At 66.4% G+C, this 20,424-nt stretch carries 16 protein-coding genes; 11 read left to right on the plus strand and 5 right to left on the minus strand.

Annotation, left to right across the window (positions count from 1 at the left end; translation table 11 throughout):
* Positions 1–577: 577 nt before the first annotated feature.
* On the minus strand, positions 578–2,815 hold the full coding sequence (locus HCC78_RS13120) for a transglycosylase domain-containing protein (RefSeq protein WP_172329239.1): 2,238 nt from the start codon (positions 2,813–2,815) through the stop codon (positions 578–580).
* A 287-nt stretch (positions 2,816–3,102) separates the two neighbouring features.
* Between HCC78_RS13120 and HCC78_RS13125 the strand changes: the two genes are divergently transcribed.
* Positions 3,103–3,441, plus strand: a complete 339-nt coding sequence (locus HCC78_RS13125) for a P-II family nitrogen regulator (RefSeq protein ID WP_172329240.1) — start codon at positions 3,103–3,105, stop codon at positions 3,439–3,441.
* 31 nt (positions 3,442–3,472) lie between these two features.
* A complete protein-coding gene (locus tag HCC78_RS13130) occupies positions 3,473–4,828 on the plus strand; it encodes an ammonium transporter (RefSeq protein ID WP_172329241.1) in 1,356 nt (451 codons plus the stop codon).
* 74 nt (positions 4,829–4,902) lie between these two features.
* On the opposite strand, the gene HCC78_RS13135 is transcribed toward HCC78_RS13130, so the two are convergent.
* Positions 4,903–6,087, minus strand: coding sequence for a DegT/DnrJ/EryC1/StrS aminotransferase family protein (locus HCC78_RS13135; protein ID WP_172329242.1), 1,185 nt, complete (start codon positions 6,085–6,087; stop codon positions 4,903–4,905).
* A 377-nt stretch (positions 6,088–6,464) separates the two neighbouring features.
* Here HCC78_RS13135 and HCC78_RS13140 point away from each other — a divergent pair, with 377 nt between their 5' ends.
* The 4 genes from HCC78_RS13140 to HCC78_RS13155 all read left to right on the plus strand — a co-directional run bounded on the left by HCC78_RS13140 (position 6,465) and on the right by HCC78_RS13155 (position 12,403).
* Complete coding sequence (locus HCC78_RS13140) at positions 6,465–7,781, plus strand: hypothetical protein (protein ID WP_172329243.1); 1,317 nt, start codon at positions 6,465–6,467, stop codon at positions 7,779–7,781.
* On the plus strand, positions 7,778–8,023 hold the full coding sequence (locus HCC78_RS13145) for a hypothetical protein (RefSeq protein ID WP_172329244.1): 246 nt from the start codon (positions 7,778–7,780) through the stop codon (positions 8,021–8,023). The genes HCC78_RS13140 and HCC78_RS13145 overlap by 4 nt, the downstream gene beginning before the upstream one ends.
* Positions 8,024–8,109: 86 nt before the next feature.
* Positions 8,110–9,246, plus strand: a complete 1,137-nt coding sequence (locus HCC78_RS13150; protein WP_172329245.1) for an efflux RND transporter periplasmic adaptor subunit — start codon at positions 8,110–8,112, stop codon at positions 9,244–9,246.
* Between the two features lie 4 nt (positions 9,247–9,250).
* Positions 9,251–12,403, plus strand: a complete 3,153-nt coding sequence (locus tag HCC78_RS13155) for an efflux RND transporter permease subunit (RefSeq protein WP_172329246.1) — start codon at positions 9,251–9,253, stop codon at positions 12,401–12,403.
* Between the two features lie 68 nt (positions 12,404–12,471).
* On the opposite strand, the gene HCC78_RS13160 is transcribed toward HCC78_RS13155, so the two are convergent.
* The 3 genes from HCC78_RS13160 to mce form a co-directional block, all read right to left on the minus strand.
* Positions 12,472–13,695, minus strand: a complete 1,224-nt coding sequence (locus HCC78_RS13160; RefSeq protein ID WP_172329247.1) for a M10 family metallopeptidase C-terminal domain-containing protein — start codon at positions 13,693–13,695, stop codon at positions 12,472–12,474.
* Between the two features lie 123 nt (positions 13,696–13,818).
* The gene (locus HCC78_RS13165) at positions 13,819–14,106 is read right to left on the minus strand and encodes a DUF1467 family protein (protein WP_172329248.1); all 288 of its coding nucleotides are present in this window, start codon (positions 14,104–14,106) and stop codon (positions 13,819–13,821) included.
* 3 nt (positions 14,107–14,109) lie between these two features.
* On the minus strand, positions 14,110–14,514 hold the full coding sequence (gene mce / locus HCC78_RS13170; protein WP_172329249.1) for a methylmalonyl-CoA epimerase: 405 nt from the start codon (positions 14,512–14,514) through the stop codon (positions 14,110–14,112).
* A gap of 150 nt (positions 14,515–14,664) precedes the next feature.
* Here mce and HCC78_RS13175 point away from each other — a divergent pair, with 150 nt between their 5' ends.
* The 5 genes from HCC78_RS13175 to HCC78_RS13195 all read left to right on the plus strand — a co-directional run bounded on the left by HCC78_RS13175 (position 14,665) and on the right by HCC78_RS13195 (position 20,368).
* Positions 14,665–15,384, plus strand: coding sequence for a response regulator (locus HCC78_RS13175; RefSeq protein WP_172329313.1), 720 nt, complete (start codon positions 14,665–14,667; stop codon positions 15,382–15,384).
* A gap of 92 nt (positions 15,385–15,476) precedes the next feature.
* Positions 15,477–16,109, plus strand: coding sequence for an MT-A70 family methyltransferase (locus HCC78_RS13180; protein ID WP_172329250.1), 633 nt, complete (start codon positions 15,477–15,479; stop codon positions 16,107–16,109).
* Between the two features lie 5 nt (positions 16,110–16,114).
* Positions 16,115–17,092, plus strand: coding sequence for a DNA cytosine methyltransferase (locus tag HCC78_RS13185; RefSeq protein WP_253949160.1), 978 nt, complete (start codon positions 16,115–16,117; stop codon positions 17,090–17,092).
* A gap of 1 nt (position 17,093) precedes the next feature.
* Positions 17,094–17,936: an NgoMIV family type II restriction endonuclease gene (locus HCC78_RS13190; RefSeq protein WP_172329251.1), complete on the plus strand. Its 843-nt coding sequence runs from the start codon at positions 17,094–17,096 to the stop codon at positions 17,934–17,936.
* Positions 17,937–18,004: 68 nt separating this feature from the next.
* Positions 18,005–20,368, plus strand: coding sequence for a pentapeptide repeat-containing protein (locus HCC78_RS13195; protein WP_172329252.1), 2,364 nt, complete (start codon positions 18,005–18,007; stop codon positions 20,366–20,368).
* Positions 20,369–20,424: the final 56 nt, after the last annotated feature.

Below are 20,424 nucleotides of genomic sequence, written 5' to 3' on the forward strand. Positions count from 1 at the left end.
AGGCCCGGTGACAGCCGCCAGCTCTCCAGGACCCGGCACTTCGCGCGAGTGGCAGAGAACCGCTGGAAGGCGCGCAGGCTTCGCGGCAGCAGGGCTCGTTCACGGTGCTTTTTCCGCGCCCATGCCGAAACATCCGGGAGGATGCGCGGTCAGGCGCATGGCAGGTTCCCCCAACCGTTCCGGGCGGCGAGGATCAGGGGACACAGAATCGATTCCGGACGCCAGGTCCTGCGGACAAGATGCCCTTGCCGACAGTGGGGAGCGTCGGCGCCCTTCGGCGGTCCGCATGGCTGGGAAAGGGGCAACGGCTGTCCTTGCTCCCGAAGACCGCCAGACGCACCGCTTGCCGGTGGCAACGTCCGGAACGCCCCCCTCCCCGCACGTTCGGGCGGCCCGCTCTTAAGGCATGGCATCTGGCTGAAGGCGGGAAAGGCGCCGCCGCCGCGAGGCGGCCGCAGGATGGCGGCAGAGACCGCGCGCGCCTCCGGCAAATCGCGCGCTGCCCTTCGGGACCGGCCTCCGCCGGAGGCCGCCGCTGCGGGCGGCGCCGTTTCCGGCCCCGCCCGCAGAGCCGCGGTCAGTTCCGGCCGAACAGGCCGCGCACGTCGCGCATGATGCGCTCGGCGATGCCCTGGGCCTTCTCCGGCAGGTCGGAAAGGTCGGGCACCGGAACCTTCAGGCCCGGCTGCCCGCTGCCCTGCCCCTGCGTGCTGCGCGGGCCGTCATTGGAGACCATGCGCTCGGACGGCTGGTCGCTCGGCGTGATCATCGGCAGCGGCGTCACCGGACGGCCGTCGTTGATCCGCACCATGACCTCGTGCCAGATCTCGGCCGGGAGCCCGCCCCCGGTCACCCCGGTCAGCGGCGTGTTGTCGTCATAGCCCATCCAGACGCCGACCACGAAATCGCCGGTGAAGCCCATGAACCAGGCATCCCGCGCCGAGGTCGTGGTGCCGGTCTTGCCCGCTGCCGGACGGCCGTCGAGCTTGGCCCGGTGGCCGGTGCCGTGCTCGATCACCTGGTTCATCATGTAGACCAGCTGCCGCGACGCATCGCGCGAGATCACCCGCTCGCCGATGCCGCCCTCCTTCTGCATGACCGGCGCGCTCTCGCCGCGCACCGCCAGCGAGGTCAGCCCGTAGGGCGCCACCGACTGGCCGCCGTTGAGGATGCCGGCATAGGCGCCGGTCAGCTCCAGCAGCGAGGCCTCGGACACGCCGAGCGCCAGGGACGGCCCGTCGAACAGCGTCGAATCGATGCCGAAGTCGGTCGCCACGCGGATCACGTTCTTGCGCCCCACCGCTTCGGAGACCTTCACCGCCGGGATGTTGAGGCTGTCCTCCAGCGCCGTGGTGAGACTGACCCAGCCATGGAAGTTGCGCGAATAGTTCTGCGGCGTCCACGGTCCCGAGCCCGGCACGTTGATCGTCAGCGGCGCGTCCTCGACCATGTCGTTGTAGCTGTAGCCCAGATCCAGCGCGGTGGCGTAGACGAAAGGCTTGAAGGCCGAGCCGGTCTGGCGCTTGGCCTGAACCGCGCGGTTGAACCCGCCCGGCACGTCGGCATCGCGGCCGCCGACCATGGCGCGCACCGCACCGTCGGCGCCCATCACCACGATCGCCGCCTCGGCCTCGGACCCGGCCTTCACCTTGGTGCGGAACACCTCGGCCAGCGCGGACTCGGCCTGCTGCTGCATCTTCATGTCGAGCGTGGTGCGGATCGTCACGTCCTCGGTGGTGCCCTTGCCGTAGTATTCCGGCACGACGCCCATCACCCAGTCGGCGAAATAGCCGCCCGTCCGGTTGGCCGCTGCGGCCGAAAGCGTGGCGGGATGCGCGCGGGCATCCTCGGCCTCCTCGCGGGAGAGATAGCCCTGCTCCTCCATCAGGCCGACGATCACGTTGGCGCGCTCCTGGCTGCGGGCGAGGTTGGCGGTCGGCGCGAAGCGGCTCGGCGCCTTCAGCAGACCGGCCAGCATCGCCGCCTCGGCCGGGTCGACCTCGCTGGCGGGCTTGCCGAAATAGAGCTGGCTGGCGGCCTCGAAGCCGCGCGTGCCCGCGCCCAGATAGGCCCGGTTCATGTAGATCGTCAGGATCTCGTCCTTGGAGTATTTCACTTCCATCGCCAGCGCGTAGATCGCCTCGCGCGCCTTGCGCGCCAGCGAGCTTTCGCGGCACTCGGCCTCGTACTGCGCCTCGGTCTGGCCCGAGGTCGGATCGTAGGCACGCCCGACGCAGAGCAGCTTGGCGGTCTGCTGGGTGATGGTAGAGCCGCCGTTGCCCGAGAGCGGCGAGCGCCCCTCGGACATGTTGATCCGCATCGCGCCGATGATGCCGATCGGATCGACCCCGGGATGCATGTAGAAGCGGCGGTCCTCGGTGGCGACGATCGCGTGCTTCAGATCCGGCGACACCGAGTCGGCATGGACCCCGCCGCCATACTGGTCTCCGCGCCAGGCGAAGGTCTCGCCCTCGCGGTCGAGCAGCGTGACGGACCCTCGCACCCGGCCGTCCATCAGCTGCGAGACCGGCGGAAGGGTGGAATAGACCACGGCCACCCAGCCCGCGAGAATCAGACCCGCGAACACCGCCAGGCGCCAGCCGACGCCCCAGATGGCGCCGAAGACGCCCCGCACCAGCCGCACCGGCCAGGGCGCGCGCCTGCGGCCGCCGCCGCCTCCGCTGCTGCGCTTGCGGGCCGGAGCCGCCTTCTTCGGACCGGGTTTCTTCTGCGCTGCTCCGGGCTTGGCCCGCTTGGCCGCGGGGCGCTCTCCCGTGGCGCGCACGGGGCGCCGCGGCGTGGTTGGCCTGCTCATGTTCTGCTCGCTCTGTCTTCGGGCATTCGCTGCCTTTTTAGCCTTTTCGCAGGCGCAGCGGTACCCCGCCCCAAGGCGCTCCCGGAGTTTTCATATCGCCTAAAATATATCGCTATTCTGTTTTTTGCACACAAAACAGGCATACACCCCATCGGAAAGACGCTGAATCCACAGGTGATCGCTTGTGTCACCTACCGCAAGAGCGGCAGATCCGGCCATCAGCGTCTCGGACCTGCCTTCGGCTGATCCATGCCGATCGCGGGCACGCATACTGGAAGGGGACAATCGTGAAACTGATCATTGCTGCAATCAAGCCGTTCAAGCTGGAGGAGGTCCGCGAGGCGCTGACCGCCATCGGCGTTCGCGGCATGATGGTCACCGAAATCAAGGGCTTCGGCTCGCAGTCGGGCCACACGGAGATCTACCGCGGCGCGGAATACGCGGTGAACTTCGTCCCGAAGGTGAAGCTCGAGATCGTCGTCAAGGCAGACATGGCGGACCAGGTGGTGAAGACCATCGAGGAAACCGCCCGCACCGAGAAAATCGGCGACGGCAAGATTTTCGTCCTCGATGTCGCGCAGGCCGTGCGCGTGCGGACCGGCGAAGAAAACGAAGACGCGCTCTGACGGTAAGAGTGAAGTGAGGGACCTTTACAACATGAAACTCAACAAGACCCTGCTGGCGGCGGCCGCTGTCGCGCTCGTCCTGCCCGCGCTCGGTTACGCCCAGGAGGCCGAGGTTGCGGCTCCGACCGGCGAAGCGACCGACCAGGTCAAGTTCATCCTGACCTCCGTCCTCTTCCTGGTCGGCGGCTTCCTGGTGATGTTCATGGCAGCGGGCTTCGCGATGCTCGAGGCCGGCCTCGTGCGTTCGAAGAACGTGACGATGCAGTGCCTCAAGAACGTGGCGCTCTTCGCAATCGCCGCGGTCATGTACTACCTGATCGGCTACAACCTGATGTACCCGCTCGGCTCCTGGGCCATCGAGGGCTACTTCTCGGCGCTGTTCCCGGCCGTTGCCGTGCTCGAGCCCGTCGGCGTCGCAGTCGATGCCGTGGACGACCTGTCCTACGCGGCGACCGGCTCGGACTACTACTTCCAGCTGATGTTCTGCGCCACCACCGCGTCGATCGTCTCCGGCACCCTGGCCGAGCGCATCAAGCTGTGGCCCTTCCTGATCTTCACCGCAGTCCTGACCGGCTTCATCTACCCGCTGACCGCGTCCTGGCAGTGGGGCGGCGGCTTCCTGTCCGAGATGGGCTTCTCCGACTTCGCCGGTTCGACCGTCGTGCACGCCTGCGGCGGTGCGGCAGCCCTGGCGGGCGTCCTGATCCTCGGCCCGCGCATCGGCAAGTACGACTCCGCCGGCCGCGTGATCCCGATGCCGGGCAACAACCTGACCCTGGCGACCCTCGGCACCTTCATCCTGTGGCTCGGCTGGTTCGGCTTCAACGGCGGCTCGCAGCTGGCGATGGGCACCGTCTCCGACGTCGCCGACGTGTCGCGCATCTTCTCGAACACCAACACCGCGGCAGCGGGCGGCGCCCTGGCGGCCCTGTTCCTGACCACGATCCTGTACCGCAAGCCGGACCTCACCATGGTGCTGAACGGCGCGCTGGCAGGCCTGGTGTCGATCACCGCGGAACCGCTGGCCCCGGGCCTGGGCACCGCCACCCTGATCGGCGCCGTCGGCGGCATCATCTGTACGCTGGTCGTTCCGATGCTCGACAAGATGAAGATCGACGACGTGGTCGGCGCCATCCCGGTGCACTTCTGCTGCGGCTTCTGGGGCACCCTGGTCGTTCCGTTCACCAACGGCGACGCCAACTACGTGACCCAGATCATCGGCTTCCTCTGCATCACCGTCTTCACCTTCGTGTCCTCCGGCATCGTCTGGCTGATCCTGAAGGGCGTGATGGGCATCCGCGCGCCGGAAGAGGACGAGATCGAGGGCCTCGACATGGCGGAACTGGGCATGGAAGCCTATCCGGAATTCGGCCGCGCCGGCGCGTAAGCGCAAGGCAATGCCACCCGAAATGGAAAGGGCCGCCCATGGGGCGGCCCTTTTCCGTTCGTGCCTGCGGCGGTTCAGGCGAGGCGGCGCACCTCCTCCGCCAGGATGCCGCCGATCACCCGGCAGTCCTCCAGGCTGAAGGTCAGCGGCAGCCGCATGTCCAGCAGCCCCGCCAGAACCCGGTCGGTCCGCGGCAGCGCCCCCGGCGCGGCATAGCGCCAGTGGTCGTAGCGCGAGGTGAAGCCCGCAGGCTTGTCGGCGCCGAACCATTTCAGCTCCACGCCGCGCGCCGCGCAGGCGGCCACGAAAGCCTGCAGCTCCGCCCCGCTGCGATCCGGCAGAAGGAACTGGATCGACGATCCGACGAAGGCCTCCGCCTGCGGCCGCCCGGGCAGGACGAGGCCGGGGATGCCGGCGAGGCAGCGCTCCACCTCGCGGTAGCGTTCGGTCCAGGCCGCGCATTGCGCATCCAGCCGCGCAAGCTGCGGACGCAGGATCGCCGCGCGCAGGTGGTCCATCCGGCCCGAGATGTTCGGCGTGTCGAGCACGATCCCCTCGAAGGCCTCCGGCCCCGGCGCCGCGCCGTGGCGGGGGTACAGCATGTAGCTGCCCGACAGCAGCACCGCCTTCGCCATCAGATCGGCATCGTCCGAGACCAGCAGACCGCCTTCGCCCGAATTCATGTGCTTGTAGGTCTGGGTCGAGTAGCATGCCATCGCCCCGTGCCGCCCCGACAGCACCCCGCGCCAGCGCGCGCCCATCGTATGGGCGCAGTCCTCGATCACCCCGATGCCCGCGCCGTCGCAGATCTCCATCAGCCGGTCCATGTCGCAGAGATGCCCGCGCATGTGCGACAGCACCAGCACATCCGCCTCCCCTGCCTTGGCCGCCAGATCGTCGAGGTCGATCACAAGATCTTCGGTCACCTCGACCAGCACCGGCACGGCACCGACCGAGGCGATGGCGCCGGGCACCGGGGCCAGGGTGAAGGCATTGGTCAGCACCCTGTCGCCATGGCCCACGCCCATGGCCCGCAGCGCGGTGCAGATCGCGTACCCGCCCGAGGCCACCGCGAGGCAGTAGCGCGATCCCATGTAGTCCGCGAATTCGCGTTCCAGCGCCGAGACCTCGCCTTCCTCGCCATCGGCGAGGTTGTAGCGGTGCAGCCGCCCCGAGCGCATCACGGCAACGGCCGCCTCGATGGCGTCCTCCGGGATCGGCTCCTGCTGGGTGAAACTGCCTGTGAAACGCGTGGTCATGCCGGGGCTCCGCCTGTTTGCGCTTGGGTGACTCACGCTGCGCAGGAGGTCAACGACAAGCCGCACCGCTGCAGGGCTGGCCAAATCACCTGCCGTATGGTTAGCTAAAGGTATATTCCACAGCATTTCATGGGTTCGCCTTGCTGGAGCTCTGCGATTCACTATGCAATATTCCGGAGAATATTGCCGCGTTGTTTGGGGACCCCGGGTCGCGCGAAGTCTGGATGGCAGCGGCGAACTTGCTTGCAATAAGTTTCATCCTTTGCGGCACTTGGCTGACGGGCTGCCTTTCGAAGGAACGCTCTCGGCAGCGGGTACTGGACAGTTTGCGCACCGATCGGGCCTCGGAGCTTTACAGGGCGCGGCTGAAGGGGATCATGAAAGCGCTGGAGCGCTGGCTTACACCGCAGGACATTGAACGATATCCGTGCGGGAAATGGCCCTCACTCAGGTGGCACATGACGCCCCGATCGGCGAATCTCGAGGCAGCCCGGCTTGCAGCCTCGCGCTCGTTCGGCTGGCCGATCTTTGACCGGGCCCTTCTGCTCGCCATGATCTATCCGCTGATAACGGTCCTGGTGTACTGGACCTTTTCAGGCGAAGACGGAGGCATGGCAGACGCATTGATCCTGCCAGGCGAAGACAGCTCGTCGAGGCGCACCTTGGCGATAGGCATCATTGTTCTCACAATTCTTGCTTTCCCGACTTTCAGAAAGATATCGGTCCGCGTGACGGGAGCCATAGGCAAGTATTGGAACTTGTTGGGCATTTGCGCCGCAACAGCTGCGTTCGCGATCGCATTTCCATCCGCTCTGATCTTTGCCTTCGCGGGGTCGTCCGGGATAGAAGCGGCCTTTGCGGGAACTGGCGGCGTCGCGTATTCGATCGCATTTGCATTGTCTTTCGCAGGTGCGGTCGCGATCGCAGGCAGTTCGACCCTCGCTGCCGCGGTCGCAAGCACGGTTGCACTAACGGCAATAGCATTTTCACTTCCTGCCGCAGTTGGAGACGTAACGGCCCTGCCAAGCGACAGCTTGGACGGTATAGCCGATTATGCCCGCGAACAGAACAACAGGAATTTCGTCAATTTGGCTGTCTCCTATGCGACAATCTTCGCCATCGCGATCTTTGTTACAGTCGCGGGCGCTGTGCTTGGGGCAGTTGCCTTTGCTGCCAGTGCAAGACGCGGTTTCGGCAGCGTGGGATATGGCGTGCTGACCGTCACCTTCCTCGCCATTGCAATAATGGCAGCCGGGAACCCTTTTTCGGAAAGGCAGCTTGGCGAACAGCCCTCCGGCATAGTTCTGGGGCTCGCGATCCTGCCGCTCTGCAATGGGCTATTCGATTTTCTCTCCTATGGCTGTACGCTCAGCCTGATACGCCGCGGCATGAAATGGGGTCGCGCTTGGCCCTACATTCTTGCAATTCTCGACCTTGTGGTTGCGCTGTTTCTCTTCACCGGTCTCGGCGTGTTGCTGCTCCTATCCATCTCTGCCGTAAACACCGTCTCCACCATGGAGATCGGTAATTTCAATCAAGATGTATATGACGTCGAAGGCTTTTTTGCCGAAATAGGAAGCGGTGAAGGGATGCGCGCCCATGCCTGGCTGCCCTTCGTCCTGTTCACCACCGCGATCCCGACGCTGGTGCATTACCTGATCGCCGCCACCAGCCTGCAGGCTTGGGCCCCATGAAGCTGCGCCATTGGCTGGCGGATCAGGCCGAAGAGCGCGACCTCGACTTCCACGCCAGGGCAAAGTTCCTCGGCGGCGTCACGGCGATCTGGACCCTGTCGGTCTGGTTCTTCGCCGTCGCCGTGATCGGCCTGGGAGCCCTCATCTGGCATCTCGCGCCGGACGCACTCGACTGGTACCGCCGGTTCTTCGAGTGGATCGCGCAGCGCCTCGGCCAGATCCCGCCCGCCAGCTCGATCTGAACCGGACGGTGCGGCCAATTGCGGGCAGGCCGTGAACCTTTTTCCATGTTTAGATGGCAACAATTCAGTTCAAGACGGCGAGACCGATGACCAAGACGTTTTCCATGGCCTCCCGGGCAGCGCTCGCGGGGCTCTTCGTGACACTTGCCGCAGGGATCGCCCCGGCACAGCAGCAGCAGCGCCCTGCCCCGGCCGTGGTCGTGGCCCCGGCGACGATGCAGTCCCGCGCAGACGAGGTCAGCTTCACCGGGCGGCTGGTCGCCGCGCAGGTCGTGGATATCCGCGCCCGCGCCACGGGGTTCCTCAAATCGGTCGATTTCACCGAGGGCAAGCGCGTCTCCGTGGGAGATCCGCTGTTCCATATCGAGGATGACAGCTACCAGGCGGCGCTGCAGCAGATCGACGGGCAGATCCAGTCGGCCCAGGCCGACCGCGACCTCGCCGCGCTGGAGCGCGACCGCCAGGCCGAGCTGGTCAAGCGCCAGGCCACCCCGCAGCGCAATCTCGACCAGGCGGAGGCCTCGCTCGGCAAGGCCGAGGGCCAGCTGGTCACCCTGCAGGCGCAGAAGCGCGATGCCGAGCTGAACCTCGGCTACACCGTGATCACCGCCCCGTTCGACGGCATCACCGGCCTGTCGCAATTCGACATCGGCGCGCTGGTCGGCCCCGACTCGGGATCGCTGATGACGCTGACGCGGAGCGACCCGATCTATGCCGAGTTCTCGGTGCCCTCGCGGGTGCTGCAGGATTACCGCGAGGCGGTCGACCGCGGCACCGCGCCGACCGAGGCCGTGGTCAGCCTGACCCTCGCCAACGGCAGCACGCCCGAGGACCAGGGCACGGTGACCTATCTCGACAGCCGCATCTCCGAGGGCACTGACACCGTGCTGGCCCGGGCGCGCTTCGACAACCCGCAGGGCCGCCTGCGCGACGGCGAATTCGTGGTGGTGACGCTGATGTCCACCGAGGCCGACCAGGTGCTGACCGTGCCCGCCCAGGCCATCAGCCGCAACCTGGCGGGCAGCTTCGTCATGGTGGTGGACCAGGACGGCACCGTCGAGCAGCGCAGCGTCCAGGCCGGCGGCACCCGCCAGGGCGTGACCGAGATCACCGGAGGGCTGAAGGAAGGCGAGATGGTAGTCACCGAGGGGCTGAACAAGGTCCGCCCGGGCATCAAGGTCGATGCCGCCCCGGCCGCTGCCGCCCCCGGCAAGGAAGGCTGAGGCGATGATCTCCCAGGTCTTCATCGATCGGCCGCGCTTCGCCGCCGTGATCTCCATCGTGCTGACGCTGGCGGGCCTGATCTCGCTGACGCGGCTGCCGATCGAGCAGTTCCCCGACATCGTGCCGCCGATGGTCAGCGTCTCCGCCTACTACCCCGGCGCCGATGCCGAGACCGTCGAGGCCACCGTCGCCCAGGCGATCGAGGAACAGGTCAACGGCGTCGAGAACATGCTCTACATGAAATCGACAAGCGGCTCGGACGGGTCCTATTCGCTGGCCGTGACCTTCGCGGTCGGCACCGATCCGGACCTGAACACGGTCAACGTGCAGAACCGCGTCTCGCTGGCCGAAAGCTCGCTGCCCGACGAGGTGACCCGCAGCGGCGTGAGCGTCAAGAAAGCCTCCAACGGCATGCTGCTGGCGCTGTCGGTCTATTCGCCGAACGGCACCTATGACGACCTCTTCCTGTCGAACTACACCACGATCAACATCCTCGACGCGGTCAAGCGCGTGCCGGGGGTGGGCGACGCGACGCTGTTCGGCACGCGCGACTATTCCATGCGGATCAGCCTGGATGTCGACCGCCTGACCCAGCTGGGGCTGACCCCCGCCGACGTCACCGCGGCGATCCGGGCGCAGAACACCCAGGCGGCGATCGGCCGGATCGGCGCCCAGCCGATGACCGACGATCCGCTGTTCCAGCTGAACCTGACCACCAAGGGGCGGCTCGCCGATCCGGACGAGTTCGGCAACATCGTGCTGCGCGCCAACCAGGACGGGTCCTTCCTGCGGGTGCGCGACGTCGCGACGGTCAGCCTCGGCGCGCAGAGCTACGACACCTCGGCGCGGCTGAACGGCGCCCAGACCGTGATGATCGGCATCTACCAGAGCCCGGGCGCCAACGCGCTTTCGGCGGCCGAGGCGGTGATCGCCGTGATGGAGCGCGCCGCGCAGGATTTCCCCGACGACGTCGCCTACAACGTCACCTACGACACGACCGAGTTCATCAAGGACTCGGTCCACGAGGTGCAGAAGACGCTGTTCGAAGCCTTCGTGCTGGTCGTGCTGGTGGTCTTCGTCTTCCTGGGCAATTGGCGCGCGACGCTGATCCCGATCGTCGCGGTGCCGGTCTCGCTGGTCGCCACCTTCGCGGTGATGCTGGCGATGGGCTTCACGCTGAACACCGTGTCGCTGCTGGCGCTGGTGCTGGCAATCGGCATCGTGGTCGACGACGCCATCGTGGTGGTGGAGAACGTCGAGCGGATCATGGAGGAAAACCCCGGCATGTCCGGGCATGACGCCGCTTCCATCGCGATGCGGCAGATCACCGGGCCGATCCTGGCGACGGCGGCGGTGCTGCTCTCGGTCTTCGTGCCGGTGGCCTTCATCCCCGGCATAACCGGCGCGCTGTTCCAGCAATTCGCCGTGGCGGTCTCGGTCTCGATGGTGATCTCGGCGGTGAACGCGCTGACGCTCTCCCCGGCCCTCGCCGCGATCCTGCTGAAGCCGCACAAGGGGCCGAAGCGGGGCGTGATGGCCTGGATCTCGGCGAGGATCGACAATGCGCGCGACGGCTATGCCAAGGTCGCCCATGCCATCGCGCGGCGCGCAGTGCTGGGGCTGATCCTGCTGGCGGCCGCCCTCGCCGGCACGGGCTGGATCATGACCAAGGTGCCGGGCGGCTTCCTTCCGGCAGAGGACCAGGGCGCGTTCTTCGCCGAGGTCCGCCTGCCAGAGGGCGCCTCGCTGAACCGCACCGAGGTGGCGCTGGCCGAAGTGCAGGAAATCCTGTCCGGCCTGCCCGGCGTGAAGGACGTGATCTCGATCGGCGGCTATTCGATGCTCGACGGCGCGGCGAAATCCTCCTCGGGCTTCCTGATCGCCCGGATGGCGCCCTTCGCGGAACGGCCCGATCCGTCGCAGAGCGTCTTCGCGGCGATCCAGTCGGCGATGGTGCAGAGCTATCCGATCCGCGAGGCGCAGGTCTTCGCCTTCAACCTGCCCCCCATCATCGGGCTCGGCACCGGTTCCGGCTTCGAATACATGCTGCTCGACACGCAGGGGAGAACCCCGCAGGAACTGGCGCAGGTCGCCACCGGCCTGACGCTGGCCGCCGCGCAGGACCCGCGGCTGGGGGCGACCTACACGACCTTCTCGGCCAACACCCCGCAGCTCTTCCTCAATATCGACCGCGAGAAGCTGCAGTCCCTCGGGGTCTCGGTCTCCGACCTGTTCTCGGCGCTGCAGGGCACGCTGGGCTCGGTCTACGTGAACGACTTCACCCTGTTCGGCCGGTCCTGGCAGGTGACGATGCAGGCGCAGGAAGGCAACCGCGCCAGCGTGGCCGACATCGGCAAGATCCACGTCCGCAACAGCTCGGGCGGGATGGTGCCGGTGGCCGCCGTGGCGCGCGCCGAATACATCACCGGCCCCGCCGCCATCGTGCGCTACAACAACTTCCGCGCGCTGACGATGAACGGCGGGCCGGCCGCGGATGTCTCCTCGGGCGAGGCGCTGGCCGCGATGGAGGAGATCTCCGCGCAGACCCTCCCGCAGGGCTACAGCTACGACTGGACCGGCACCGCACTGCAGGAAAAGGAGGCCGCGGGCCAGACCACGGCGATCCTCGTGCTGGCGCTGCTCTTCGCCTACCTGTTCCTGGTCGCGCTCTACGAAAGCTGGACCATCCCGGTGCCGGTGCTGCTGTCGGTCTCGGTCGGCGTCTTCGGCGCGATGGCGGCGCTGCTGGTGACCGGCCTGCCATTGGATGTCTACGGACAGATCGGGCTTGTCGTGCTGATCGCGCTGGCGGCCAAGAACGCGATTCTGATCGTCGAATTCGCCAAGGAGCGGCGCGAAAACGACGGCATGCCGATCCTCGAGGCGGCGGTCACCGGCGCCCGCACCCGGTTCCGGGCGGTGATGATGACCTCGATCGCCTTCATCGTCGGGCTCTGGCCGCTGGTCAACGCCACCGGCGCGGCGCAGCTCACGCGCCGCGGCGTCGGCACCGGGGTCTTCGGCGGCATGCTGGCGGCGGCGCTGATCGGCATCTTCTTGATCCCGTCGCTCTACGTGATCTTCCAGACCGCGCGGGAATGGGCGAAGGCCAAGCTGGGGATGACGCCTGCCAGGAAGGCGCCGCAGGCCGAATGATCCCCGAACGCCCCGCCGGAAAACCGGCGGGGCTTTTTTCCGTGCCGCCCGCAAGCGCGCGGGGAGCGTCAGACCAGGAAGTCCTCGGCCACGAAGACCAGCGAGTCGAGCACGCGCCCGTCCGCGTCGCGGATGATGATCTGGTCGCGGTCGCCGCCATCCAGCACGATCCGGAAATCGTCGCCGTCCTGCGCCGTGCGCCGGATGCCGATGCCCTGCTCCAGCGCGATCACGTCCTCCGCCAGGTCGAAATCGGTGATCACGTCGCGCTCGCGGCTGCCGTTCCCGGCCTCTGCGCCGAAGACGAACACATCCGCGCCGCCTTTGCCGGTGAGCACATCGTTGCCTGCCCCGCCGAAGAAGATGTCCTCGCCCCCGGTCCCCTCCAGGAAGTCCCGACCCGCCGTCCCGGAGATCACGTTCGCGATCTCTTCCGGCGCGGGCACTGGCACCGGATCGCCGCCCTGCGCAGCGCTCCTGACCGGCTCGAACCCGACTTCGGCATAGCTCAGGTCATGGCTGGCGAGCGCCTGGAACTCGGCCCCGGCGATATCGCCCAGCGTGTGTCCCGAAGCCTCGACCGCCGCCACTTCGACCGCAAAGGCGCGGGTGTCGATCACCTGGTTGTTGACGAAGGAAATCCCGCCGGTCTGATAGGCCTCGACGCCGCGCAGCGTGGTCCCGTCGGAGAAGCTGACCGTCACCAGAACCTCGGCATTGAACGGGTCGATCTCGGTGCTTTCGCCGGGATTGAACGCGATGCCGTCGCTGTCGATCACCGTTCGGGTCAGCCCTAGCCCCGGCGCATCGATCGCCCCGCTGCCGAAGACAAGCCCCTCGAAAGCGGTCGCCCCGGGCGGCAGCAGGCCGAAATCGAGCTGGTCGAAGGAGACGCCATTGGCGCGGATCTGGGAGTCGCCGGTGACCTCGCCCAGCCCAGCGGAGGGGAAATCGTTGCGCGGCAGGAAGTAGGTGTCGCCCCCGGCCGAGAAGGTGATGCCGAAGACGATGCCGACATCCGTTTCGAGGCTGACGAATTCGTAGCTGGGCGAGCGGTCGGCGATCTGCACGCCATCGGCGAAGAAGGCGATTTCCTCGGCCTCGGACAGCACGGTTTCGTTGACCGTGCCCTCGAAGATCACCGAGCGCGGGGTGACGATGAAATCGCTCGCATCCGGATCGACCGAAGTGAATTCGACCGCGGTCAGCGCCGTGCCGGCGGAAATGACGTCGTTCGGGCCGAACTCGACGCCGTCTATGCGGTAGGCGGTACCGACAAGGGTAGTGGGCATGTGGAGAACCTTTTGGTTGCCGGCGGCGCGTCTTTCGCCGCCCACACCCCACCTAAGCCCTTGTCGTGTTTCATTAAATTAACGCATTTTCACGAGGCGTAGTGAAACCTGCAACACTCCGCCCTACTCGGCCGATGCCGGGGGCGGGCCCATCCGGTGCATGACGTCGATGTCCCGCACCGTGATCATGCCCGACAGGATGATCCCGGCGATCACCGCCCAGAGCGCGAAGGCGACGCCGGTGGTGATCAGCGCCTTCTTCTTCAGCTGGGGATTCGCCGGGGCCGATTGCGGGGTGCCCTCGACCACGTGGCCGGTCTCTCCCTGGGTCTTCAGCCGCAGGGGAAGCACCACGAAGAAGGTCAGCCACCACAGCACCGCATAAAGCACGATGGCAGATGTGATGCCCATGGCTCAGACCTGCTCCAGCTCCACGAGGCAGCCGTTGAAATCCTTCGGATGCAGGAACAGGACCGGCTTGCCATGTGCGCCGATCTTCGGCTCGCCCGAGCCCAGCACCCGCGCGCCGGTTTCCTTCAGATGGTCGCGCGCGGCGATGATGTCGTCGACCTCGTAGCAGACATGGTGGATCCCGCCCGAGGGATTCTTGTCGAGGAAGCCCTTGATCGGGCTGTCTTCCCCCAGCGGATAGAGCAGCTCGATCTTGGTGTTGGGCAGCTCGATGAAGACGACGGTGACGCCGTGGTCCGGCTCGTCCTGCGGCGCGCCCACCTTCGCGCCGAGCGCGCTGCGGTACTGCTCGCTGGCCGCCTCCAGATCCGGAACGGCGATGGCAACGTGATTCAGACGGCCGATCATGGCAACTCCTCCTGTCGATTCAAGGCTGCCTAGCCGCTGCGCCGCAGCCTGGCAATGAGACCCATGGCGCATCCCGAATTCGAGGCAGGCGTTTACGGCTCCTTCACCCTTCCCTGCGGAAATGTCGGGCAACTGGAGGAGGAGGAGACCATGACCGATCCGGTGGAGTCCTATCTGATACGGCGCCAGCCCACCGCTTCGCGCCCGCTTCTCGGCCTGACCATCCTGCTGGTGGAGGACAGCCGCTTCGCGTCCGAGGCCGTGCGCCTGATGTGCCTGCGATCCGGCGCCCGCATCCGCCGCGCCGACTGCCTGGCCTCCGCCCACAAGCACCTGTGCACCTACCGGCCCTCGGTCGCGATCGTCGATCTCGGCCTGCCCGACGGCCATGGCGAGGACCTGATCCGCGAATTGCGCACCGGCACCAGCCCGGTGCAGGTCGTGCTGGCCACCTCGGGCGATCCGGACGGGGCGGAACGCGCCTTCGCCGCCGGGGCGCAGGATTTCCTGGAAAAGCCGGTCCGATCGCTCGGCGAATTCCAGCAGGCCATCCTGCGCCACTTGCCGGCCGAATCCCGCCCGCTGGGCCTGCGCCCCATGCCGGAGGACCGCGTCGACCCCGACATGCTGGCCTTCCGCGACGACCTCGCGCATGTCGCCGAACTGATGACGGTGGCGGAATCCGAGCAGCCGATCGACTATATCGCGCAGTTCATCTCGGGCGTCGCCCGCTCGGCCGAAGACGGCCCGCTCTGCGCCGCGGCAGAGGCGATCCTGCGCGCCGAAGCCCGCGGCGCGGCAAATCCCACGGCGCTTGCGCGGCTGCGCAACATGGTGCAGAGCCGTCTCGACCAGCAGATCGCCATCTGAGGCCGCCCGGGCGGGATGAAAGCGTTGCCTTGGATCCGATGTTCGCTTAGTGTTCGTGAAGACCCACGAACAGGCAGGACGATATCTGGCGCATGACCAACGAAGCGGCCCTAGATTTATGCAAATTTCTCGGGAATGACCGCTTCGGCACCGTTCTCGCGGATCCTCCCTGGCGCTTTGCGAACCGCACCGGGAAGGTCGCGCCCGAACACCGGCGCCTGACCCGCTATCCCACGATGGAGCTGAAGGACATCTGCGCGCTGCCGGTGGCAGACTTCCTCGCGGACACGGCGCATTGCTACATGTGGGTGCCCAACGCGCTGCTGCCCGAGGGGCTGCAGGTGCTGGCGGCCTGGGGCTTCGAGTACAAGTCCAACATCGTCTGGCACAAGGTGCGCAAGGATGGCGGCTCGGACGGGCGCGGCGTCGGATTCTACTTCCGCAACGTGACCGAACTGCTGCTGTTCGGCACCCGCGGCAGCAATGCCCGCACCCTGCCCCCGGCGCGCAGCCAGGTGAACATGCTGCAGACCCGCAAGCGCGAACATTCGCGCAAGCCCGACGAGCAGTACGAACTGATTGAATCCTGCTCCCGGGGGCCGTATCTGGAACTCTTCGGCCGCGGCGTCCGGAATGGCTGGACGGTCTGGGGCAACCAGGCCGATGCAGACTACAAGCCGGACTGGAAGACCTACGCCCATAATTCGGCGATCGCGGCGGAGTGACGGAGATGGATGGCAGCCCCCCGATGCATTGCGACATCGCCTCTGTAGAGGTCTGCGCCGGAGCCGGCGGACAGGCGCTCGGCCTGGAACGCGCGGGCTTCGCCCACGAAGCGCTGGTGGAGGTCGAGGCCGTCTGCCGCAAGACGCTCAGCTTCAACCGGCCGGACTGGCGGGTGCTGTCCGGCGACCAGTCGAACCTGAAGACCTTCGACGCCCGCCCCTATCGCGGCATCGACCTGCTGGCCGGCGGGCTGCCCTGCCCGCCCTTCTCCAAGGCCGGAAAGCAGCTCGGCGAGAATGACGAGCGCAACCTCTTCCCCGATTTCCTGCGCGCCGTGGACGAATGCCGCCCGCGCGCGATCATGGTGGAGAACGTCCGCGGCTTCCTCGACCCGACCTTCGAAGAGTTCCGCAACGGCTTCCGCAAGGCGCTGGAAAAGCTGGGCTATACCGTCGGCTGGCGGCTCTACTCGGCCTCGGATTTCGGCGTCAGCCAGCTGCGCCCGCGCGTGGTGATTGTCGGCATGTCCAAGGGCGCGGAGTTCGACTGGCCCGAGCCGCAGCAGGAAACCCCGCCCTCGGTGGGCGAACTGCTGCGCGACCAGATGGCCGAAGGCGGCTGGGAAGGCGCCGCTGCCTGGGCGGAGAAGGCCGACCAGATCGCGCCGACCATCGTCGGCGGCTCGCTGAAGCATGGCGGCCCCGATCTCGGCCCGACCCGCGCCCGTGCCGCCTGGGCCAAGCTAGGCGTCGACGGCCGCAGCCTTGCCGACGCCCCGCCCGCGCCCGGCTTCAACGGCATGCCTCGGCTGACCGTGCCGATGGTGGCGCGCGTCCAGGGCTTCCCGGACGACTGGACCTTCGTCGGGCGCAAGACTCCCGCCTACCGCCAGGTCGGCAATGCCTTCCCGCCCCCCGTATCGGCCGCAGTCGGCCGCCGCATCGCCGAGGCGCTGATCCGCACCAGCATCCTGATCGCCTGACATGGCCGCCCTGCTGGCCCAGGCGCGCACCGCGTTCCACGCGGCGCTTCTCGCCGGTCCGCTGACCGTCTCCGAGCGCGGCATTCCCTCGAATGCCGACAGCTCCTCCGCCCCGAGCAAGCGCATTGCCAACGGCATCCTGATCCGGCTGGGACCCTCCCGCACCGCGGTCAAGCTGCCCGGCCAGACCGCGGGGGCGAATTTCGAGACGCTCTGCGCGGGCTTTCTCGAGGACATCCTGCCGCGTCTCTCGCATCTGCGCCCGGGGCGGTTCGAGATCGCCAAGGGCGGCGCCATCGCGCGCTTCGAGCAATACGCCCATCTCGACGAGCTGGAGGCGATCGCGCGCTCGAACCGCGACATCGCCACGGCGCTCGGCTCCGACTACCTGATCAAGCCCGACATCGTGATCGCCCGCCGCCCGGAATCCGACCGGGTGATCAACGCGAAGGAGGAGCTGGTCGACCAGAGCGTCGCCCGCTACGCCTCGATCCGCGCCTGGGCGCAGCCGCTGGACCTGCTCCACGCCTCGATCAGCTGCAAATGGACCCTGCGCTCGGACCGGGCGCAGAATGCCCGCTCAGAAGGGCTGAACCTGGTGCGCAACCGCAAGGGCCGCCTGCCGCATATCGCGGTGGTCACCGGAGAGCCCCTGCCTTCGCGCATCGCCTCGCTGGCTCTGGGGACCGGTGACATCGACTGCGTCTACCATTTCGCCCTGCCGGAGCTGCGGGACACCCTGGAGGACACCGGCGACGAGGGCTATCTCGACACGCTCGACATGATGGTCGAGGGCAAGCGGCTGAAGGACATCTCGGACCTGCCGCTCGACCTGGTGGCCTGATCTTCCGGACTTGACCTATTCTGGCCTTGCGTCACACTGGGTGCAACCCTGCGTTGACGGACAAGGCCATGTCCCGCGACCTGAATCTCCGCCGCACCCGCCACCGCCCAGGGCCACCAGCCCCGGAGGAAAGGAGCGCCGAGCAGCGCATCGCCCGGATCAACGAGCTGACACAGGCAGGCCGGACAAATTGGTTCAGCCTGCTGGCCTACTTGACTTTCATGATGATCACCGTGCTGGGCGTCGAGGACGCGGATTTCTTCATCCCCTCCCGCCAGACCCAGCTGCCGCTGGTCGGCGTTTCCATTCCGACAGCCAGCTTCTTTGCCTTCGCCCCGATCCTCGCCGCCGCGCTGCATGTCTACCTGCATCTCTTCCTGCGCAAATGCTCCGAGGAGCTTGCCCATGCCCCCGCCCGATACAAGGGCGACCCGCTGGAGCGCGCCATCCATCCCTGGCTGGTGAACGACCTGATCCTGCGCGCCCGCCGCCGTTACGGCGAGGAAACGATCGCCCGCCGCCCGATGGACTGGCTCTCCGGCGTCACCGCGATGCTGCTGGTCTGGTGGGCGGCGCCGCTGATCCTGATCTACACGTGGATCCGCTCGCTGCCTGCCCATGACGAGGCGATGTCCGCGCTCATCGCGGTCTGCACCTTCTTCGTGATCTATGCCAGCCTGTCGAGCTGGGTGAAGATGTGGGGCGACCTCCGCCACCCGTGGCTGCTTGACCAAGCGGCTACTTCCGGAGTCTTCGTCGTCTCCGCGCTATTGCTCTCCGCCCATCTGGTCTTGACCGTCCTGACCACCGAGGGCGGTATGGACCGCCTGACCGGACAAAGCAAATTCACTTTCGCACGCGCGGCGGACAAGCTGGAAACAACGGTCGTCAGCGACAATCGACCAGATTGGTCTAAGTCGCCATGGATAGAAAAGGCGTTGGCCACATTCGACCCTCATATCACTGCATCCTGGTTGCGCAGCGATCGCTGGCTTGTTGCCGCAAACCTAGCTGGAGTCCAGTTCTCCGCCTTGCCACCTGAGGCCGCCGATCTCTCTGCAGCCCGCCACCGGTTCCGAGAGGAATGGTGCAAACGGCACGGGCTTTCCCCCGATGTCTGCGGGCGTTCGCGTGGATCAAAGGTCGCGCAGATCCCATCCCAATGGACCGACCGTAACACGTGGTGCGAAGCGCACGGCATCAAAAGAAATCGAAGCTGCGAAACTTGGTTTGCCGATCTAGATGACGCATTCGACGCCGAGTGGTCTGACTTGAGGCGTCGCATCACTGATGCCCTCGACAAGCCGAACTTAGGGTCGATGGACTTGCGTGGCGCAGATTTGCGTTCTGCCGCCCTTGTCGGGGTGAACCTGTCCAACGCCCAGATGGAGGGGGCGATCCTCTACAGGGCATCATTGGAAAATGCCGACTTAGCCGAAGCGCGTCTGCAAGGCGCAATCTTTTCCCTCGCACGAATGCCGGGAGCAGACCTGCGCGGCGCATACCTGGAAGGCGCACGCCTCGACTTTGCTGAATTGGATGGAGCCATCCTCCGCGACGCAAGAATGCAGGGAGCAAGACTGCAAAGCGCGCAAATGAAGGGCTCAGATATCCGTCAAGCCTCTATGCCGTGGACGAACCTCTATTCCGCGGACATGGAGGGAGCCGACCTGCGCGACACGGAAATGCGTGGGGCAATCCTTCGCCGCGCGAGACTGGATGGCGCAAGGTTGGAAGATGCAAAGCTGCAGGGTGCAGTGCTCAAAGGAGCCTACCTGCAGGGAGCAGCGCTCAGACATACGCACCTGCAAGGGGCCGTAATGGAAGGAGCTTTCTTGGAGGGAGCAGTGCTCACAGGAGCTTATCTGCAAGGTGCAGTGCTCAGTGGAGCGCACCTAAAGGAAGCAGTGCTCGATAGCGCGCACCTGCAGGGCGCAGTGCTCGAAGGCGTTCGGATGCAAGAAGCAGATCTCAGCGAGGCAAACATTCAGAATGCAAAACTCCGCGAAGCCGAGTTGGAAAGAGCTGACCTAAGCCGCTCCTTGCTGACAGGAACCGGCGAGACCAGTAGTTCGCTGCATTCCGCAAACTTGAAGTCGAGTGTGAACCAAGGAGGCGCGGCAAGGTTCGCCGACTTGTCTCGGGCGGCATTCAATGATCGGACGGATTGGAGGAACGCTTTCATTGACGGTTCTGTTGACCTTCCAAGCGGCTTCCCTATCCCGATAGTACGCGCTTGCGGCTGGATCACGCAGGCAATTGAAGACGATCTCGAGTTTTACGGCAAATGGCGGGGATGGCATGAGGCTGGACCGCTTTCGCGTATCTGGTGGGATCTTTTCGCCCCTGACGCCTGGCGCGACGCGCCGGCCATTCCACCGCCTCCCGGATGCGACTGGGACACCTCTCCGCTTTCTGGTGCTGCAAAGTGACGGCCTTCACGACGCAAAGCCAGATGCCGTTCCCGCGGCAGACACGCATTCTTGCC

The organism is Mangrovicoccus sp. HB161399 (assembly GCF_013184745.1).
GTDB lineage: Bacteria > Pseudomonadota > Alphaproteobacteria > Rhodobacterales > Rhodobacteraceae > Mangrovicoccus.

Excerpts from the sequence above, each read along its gene's own strand:
- HCC78_RS13175 (WP_172329313.1), top strand. The coding sequence starts at position 14,665 with ATGACCGATCCGGTGGAGTCCTATCTGATACGGCGCCAGCCCACCGCT.
- HCC78_RS13135 (WP_172329242.1), bottom strand. The coding sequence starts at position 6,087 with ATGACCACGCGTTTCACAGGCAGTTTCACCCAGCAGGAGCCGATCCCG.
- mce (WP_172329249.1), bottom strand. The coding sequence starts at position 14,514 with ATGATCGGCCGTCTGAATCACGTTGCCATCGCCGTTCCGGATCTGGAG.
- HCC78_RS13195 (WP_172329252.1), top strand. The coding sequence starts at position 18,005 with ATGTCCCGCGACCTGAATCTCCGCCGCACCCGCCACCGCCCAGGGCCA.
- HCC78_RS13160 (WP_172329247.1), bottom strand. The coding sequence starts at position 13,695 with ATGCCCACTACCCTTGTCGGTACCGCCTACCGCATAGACGGCGTCGAG.
- HCC78_RS13180 (WP_172329250.1), top strand. The coding sequence starts at position 15,477 with ATGACCAACGAAGCGGCCCTAGATTTATGCAAATTTCTCGGGAATGAC.
- HCC78_RS13165 (WP_172329248.1), bottom strand. The coding sequence starts at position 14,106 with ATGGGCATCACATCTGCCATCGTGCTTTATGCGGTGCTGTGGTGGCTG.
- HCC78_RS13185 (WP_253949160.1), top strand. The coding sequence starts at position 16,115 with ATGGATGGCAGCCCCCCGATGCATTGCGACATCGCCTCTGTAGAGGTC.
- HCC78_RS13140 (WP_172329243.1), top strand. The coding sequence starts at position 6,465 with ATGAAAGCGCTGGAGCGCTGGCTTACACCGCAGGACATTGAACGATAT.
- HCC78_RS13145 (WP_172329244.1), top strand. The coding sequence starts at position 7,778 with ATGAAGCTGCGCCATTGGCTGGCGGATCAGGCCGAAGAGCGCGACCTC.
- HCC78_RS13190 (WP_172329251.1), top strand. The coding sequence starts at position 17,094 with ATGGCCGCCCTGCTGGCCCAGGCGCGCACCGCGTTCCACGCGGCGCTT.
- HCC78_RS13120 (WP_172329239.1), bottom strand. The coding sequence starts at position 2,815 with ATGAGCAGGCCAACCACGCCGCGGCGCCCCGTGCGCGCCACGGGAGAG.
- HCC78_RS13150 (WP_172329245.1), top strand. The coding sequence starts at position 8,110 with ATGACCAAGACGTTTTCCATGGCCTCCCGGGCAGCGCTCGCGGGGCTC.
- HCC78_RS13130 (WP_172329241.1), top strand. The coding sequence starts at position 3,473 with ATGAAACTCAACAAGACCCTGCTGGCGGCGGCCGCTGTCGCGCTCGTC.
- HCC78_RS13155 (WP_172329246.1), top strand. The coding sequence starts at position 9,251 with ATGATCTCCCAGGTCTTCATCGATCGGCCGCGCTTCGCCGCCGTGATC.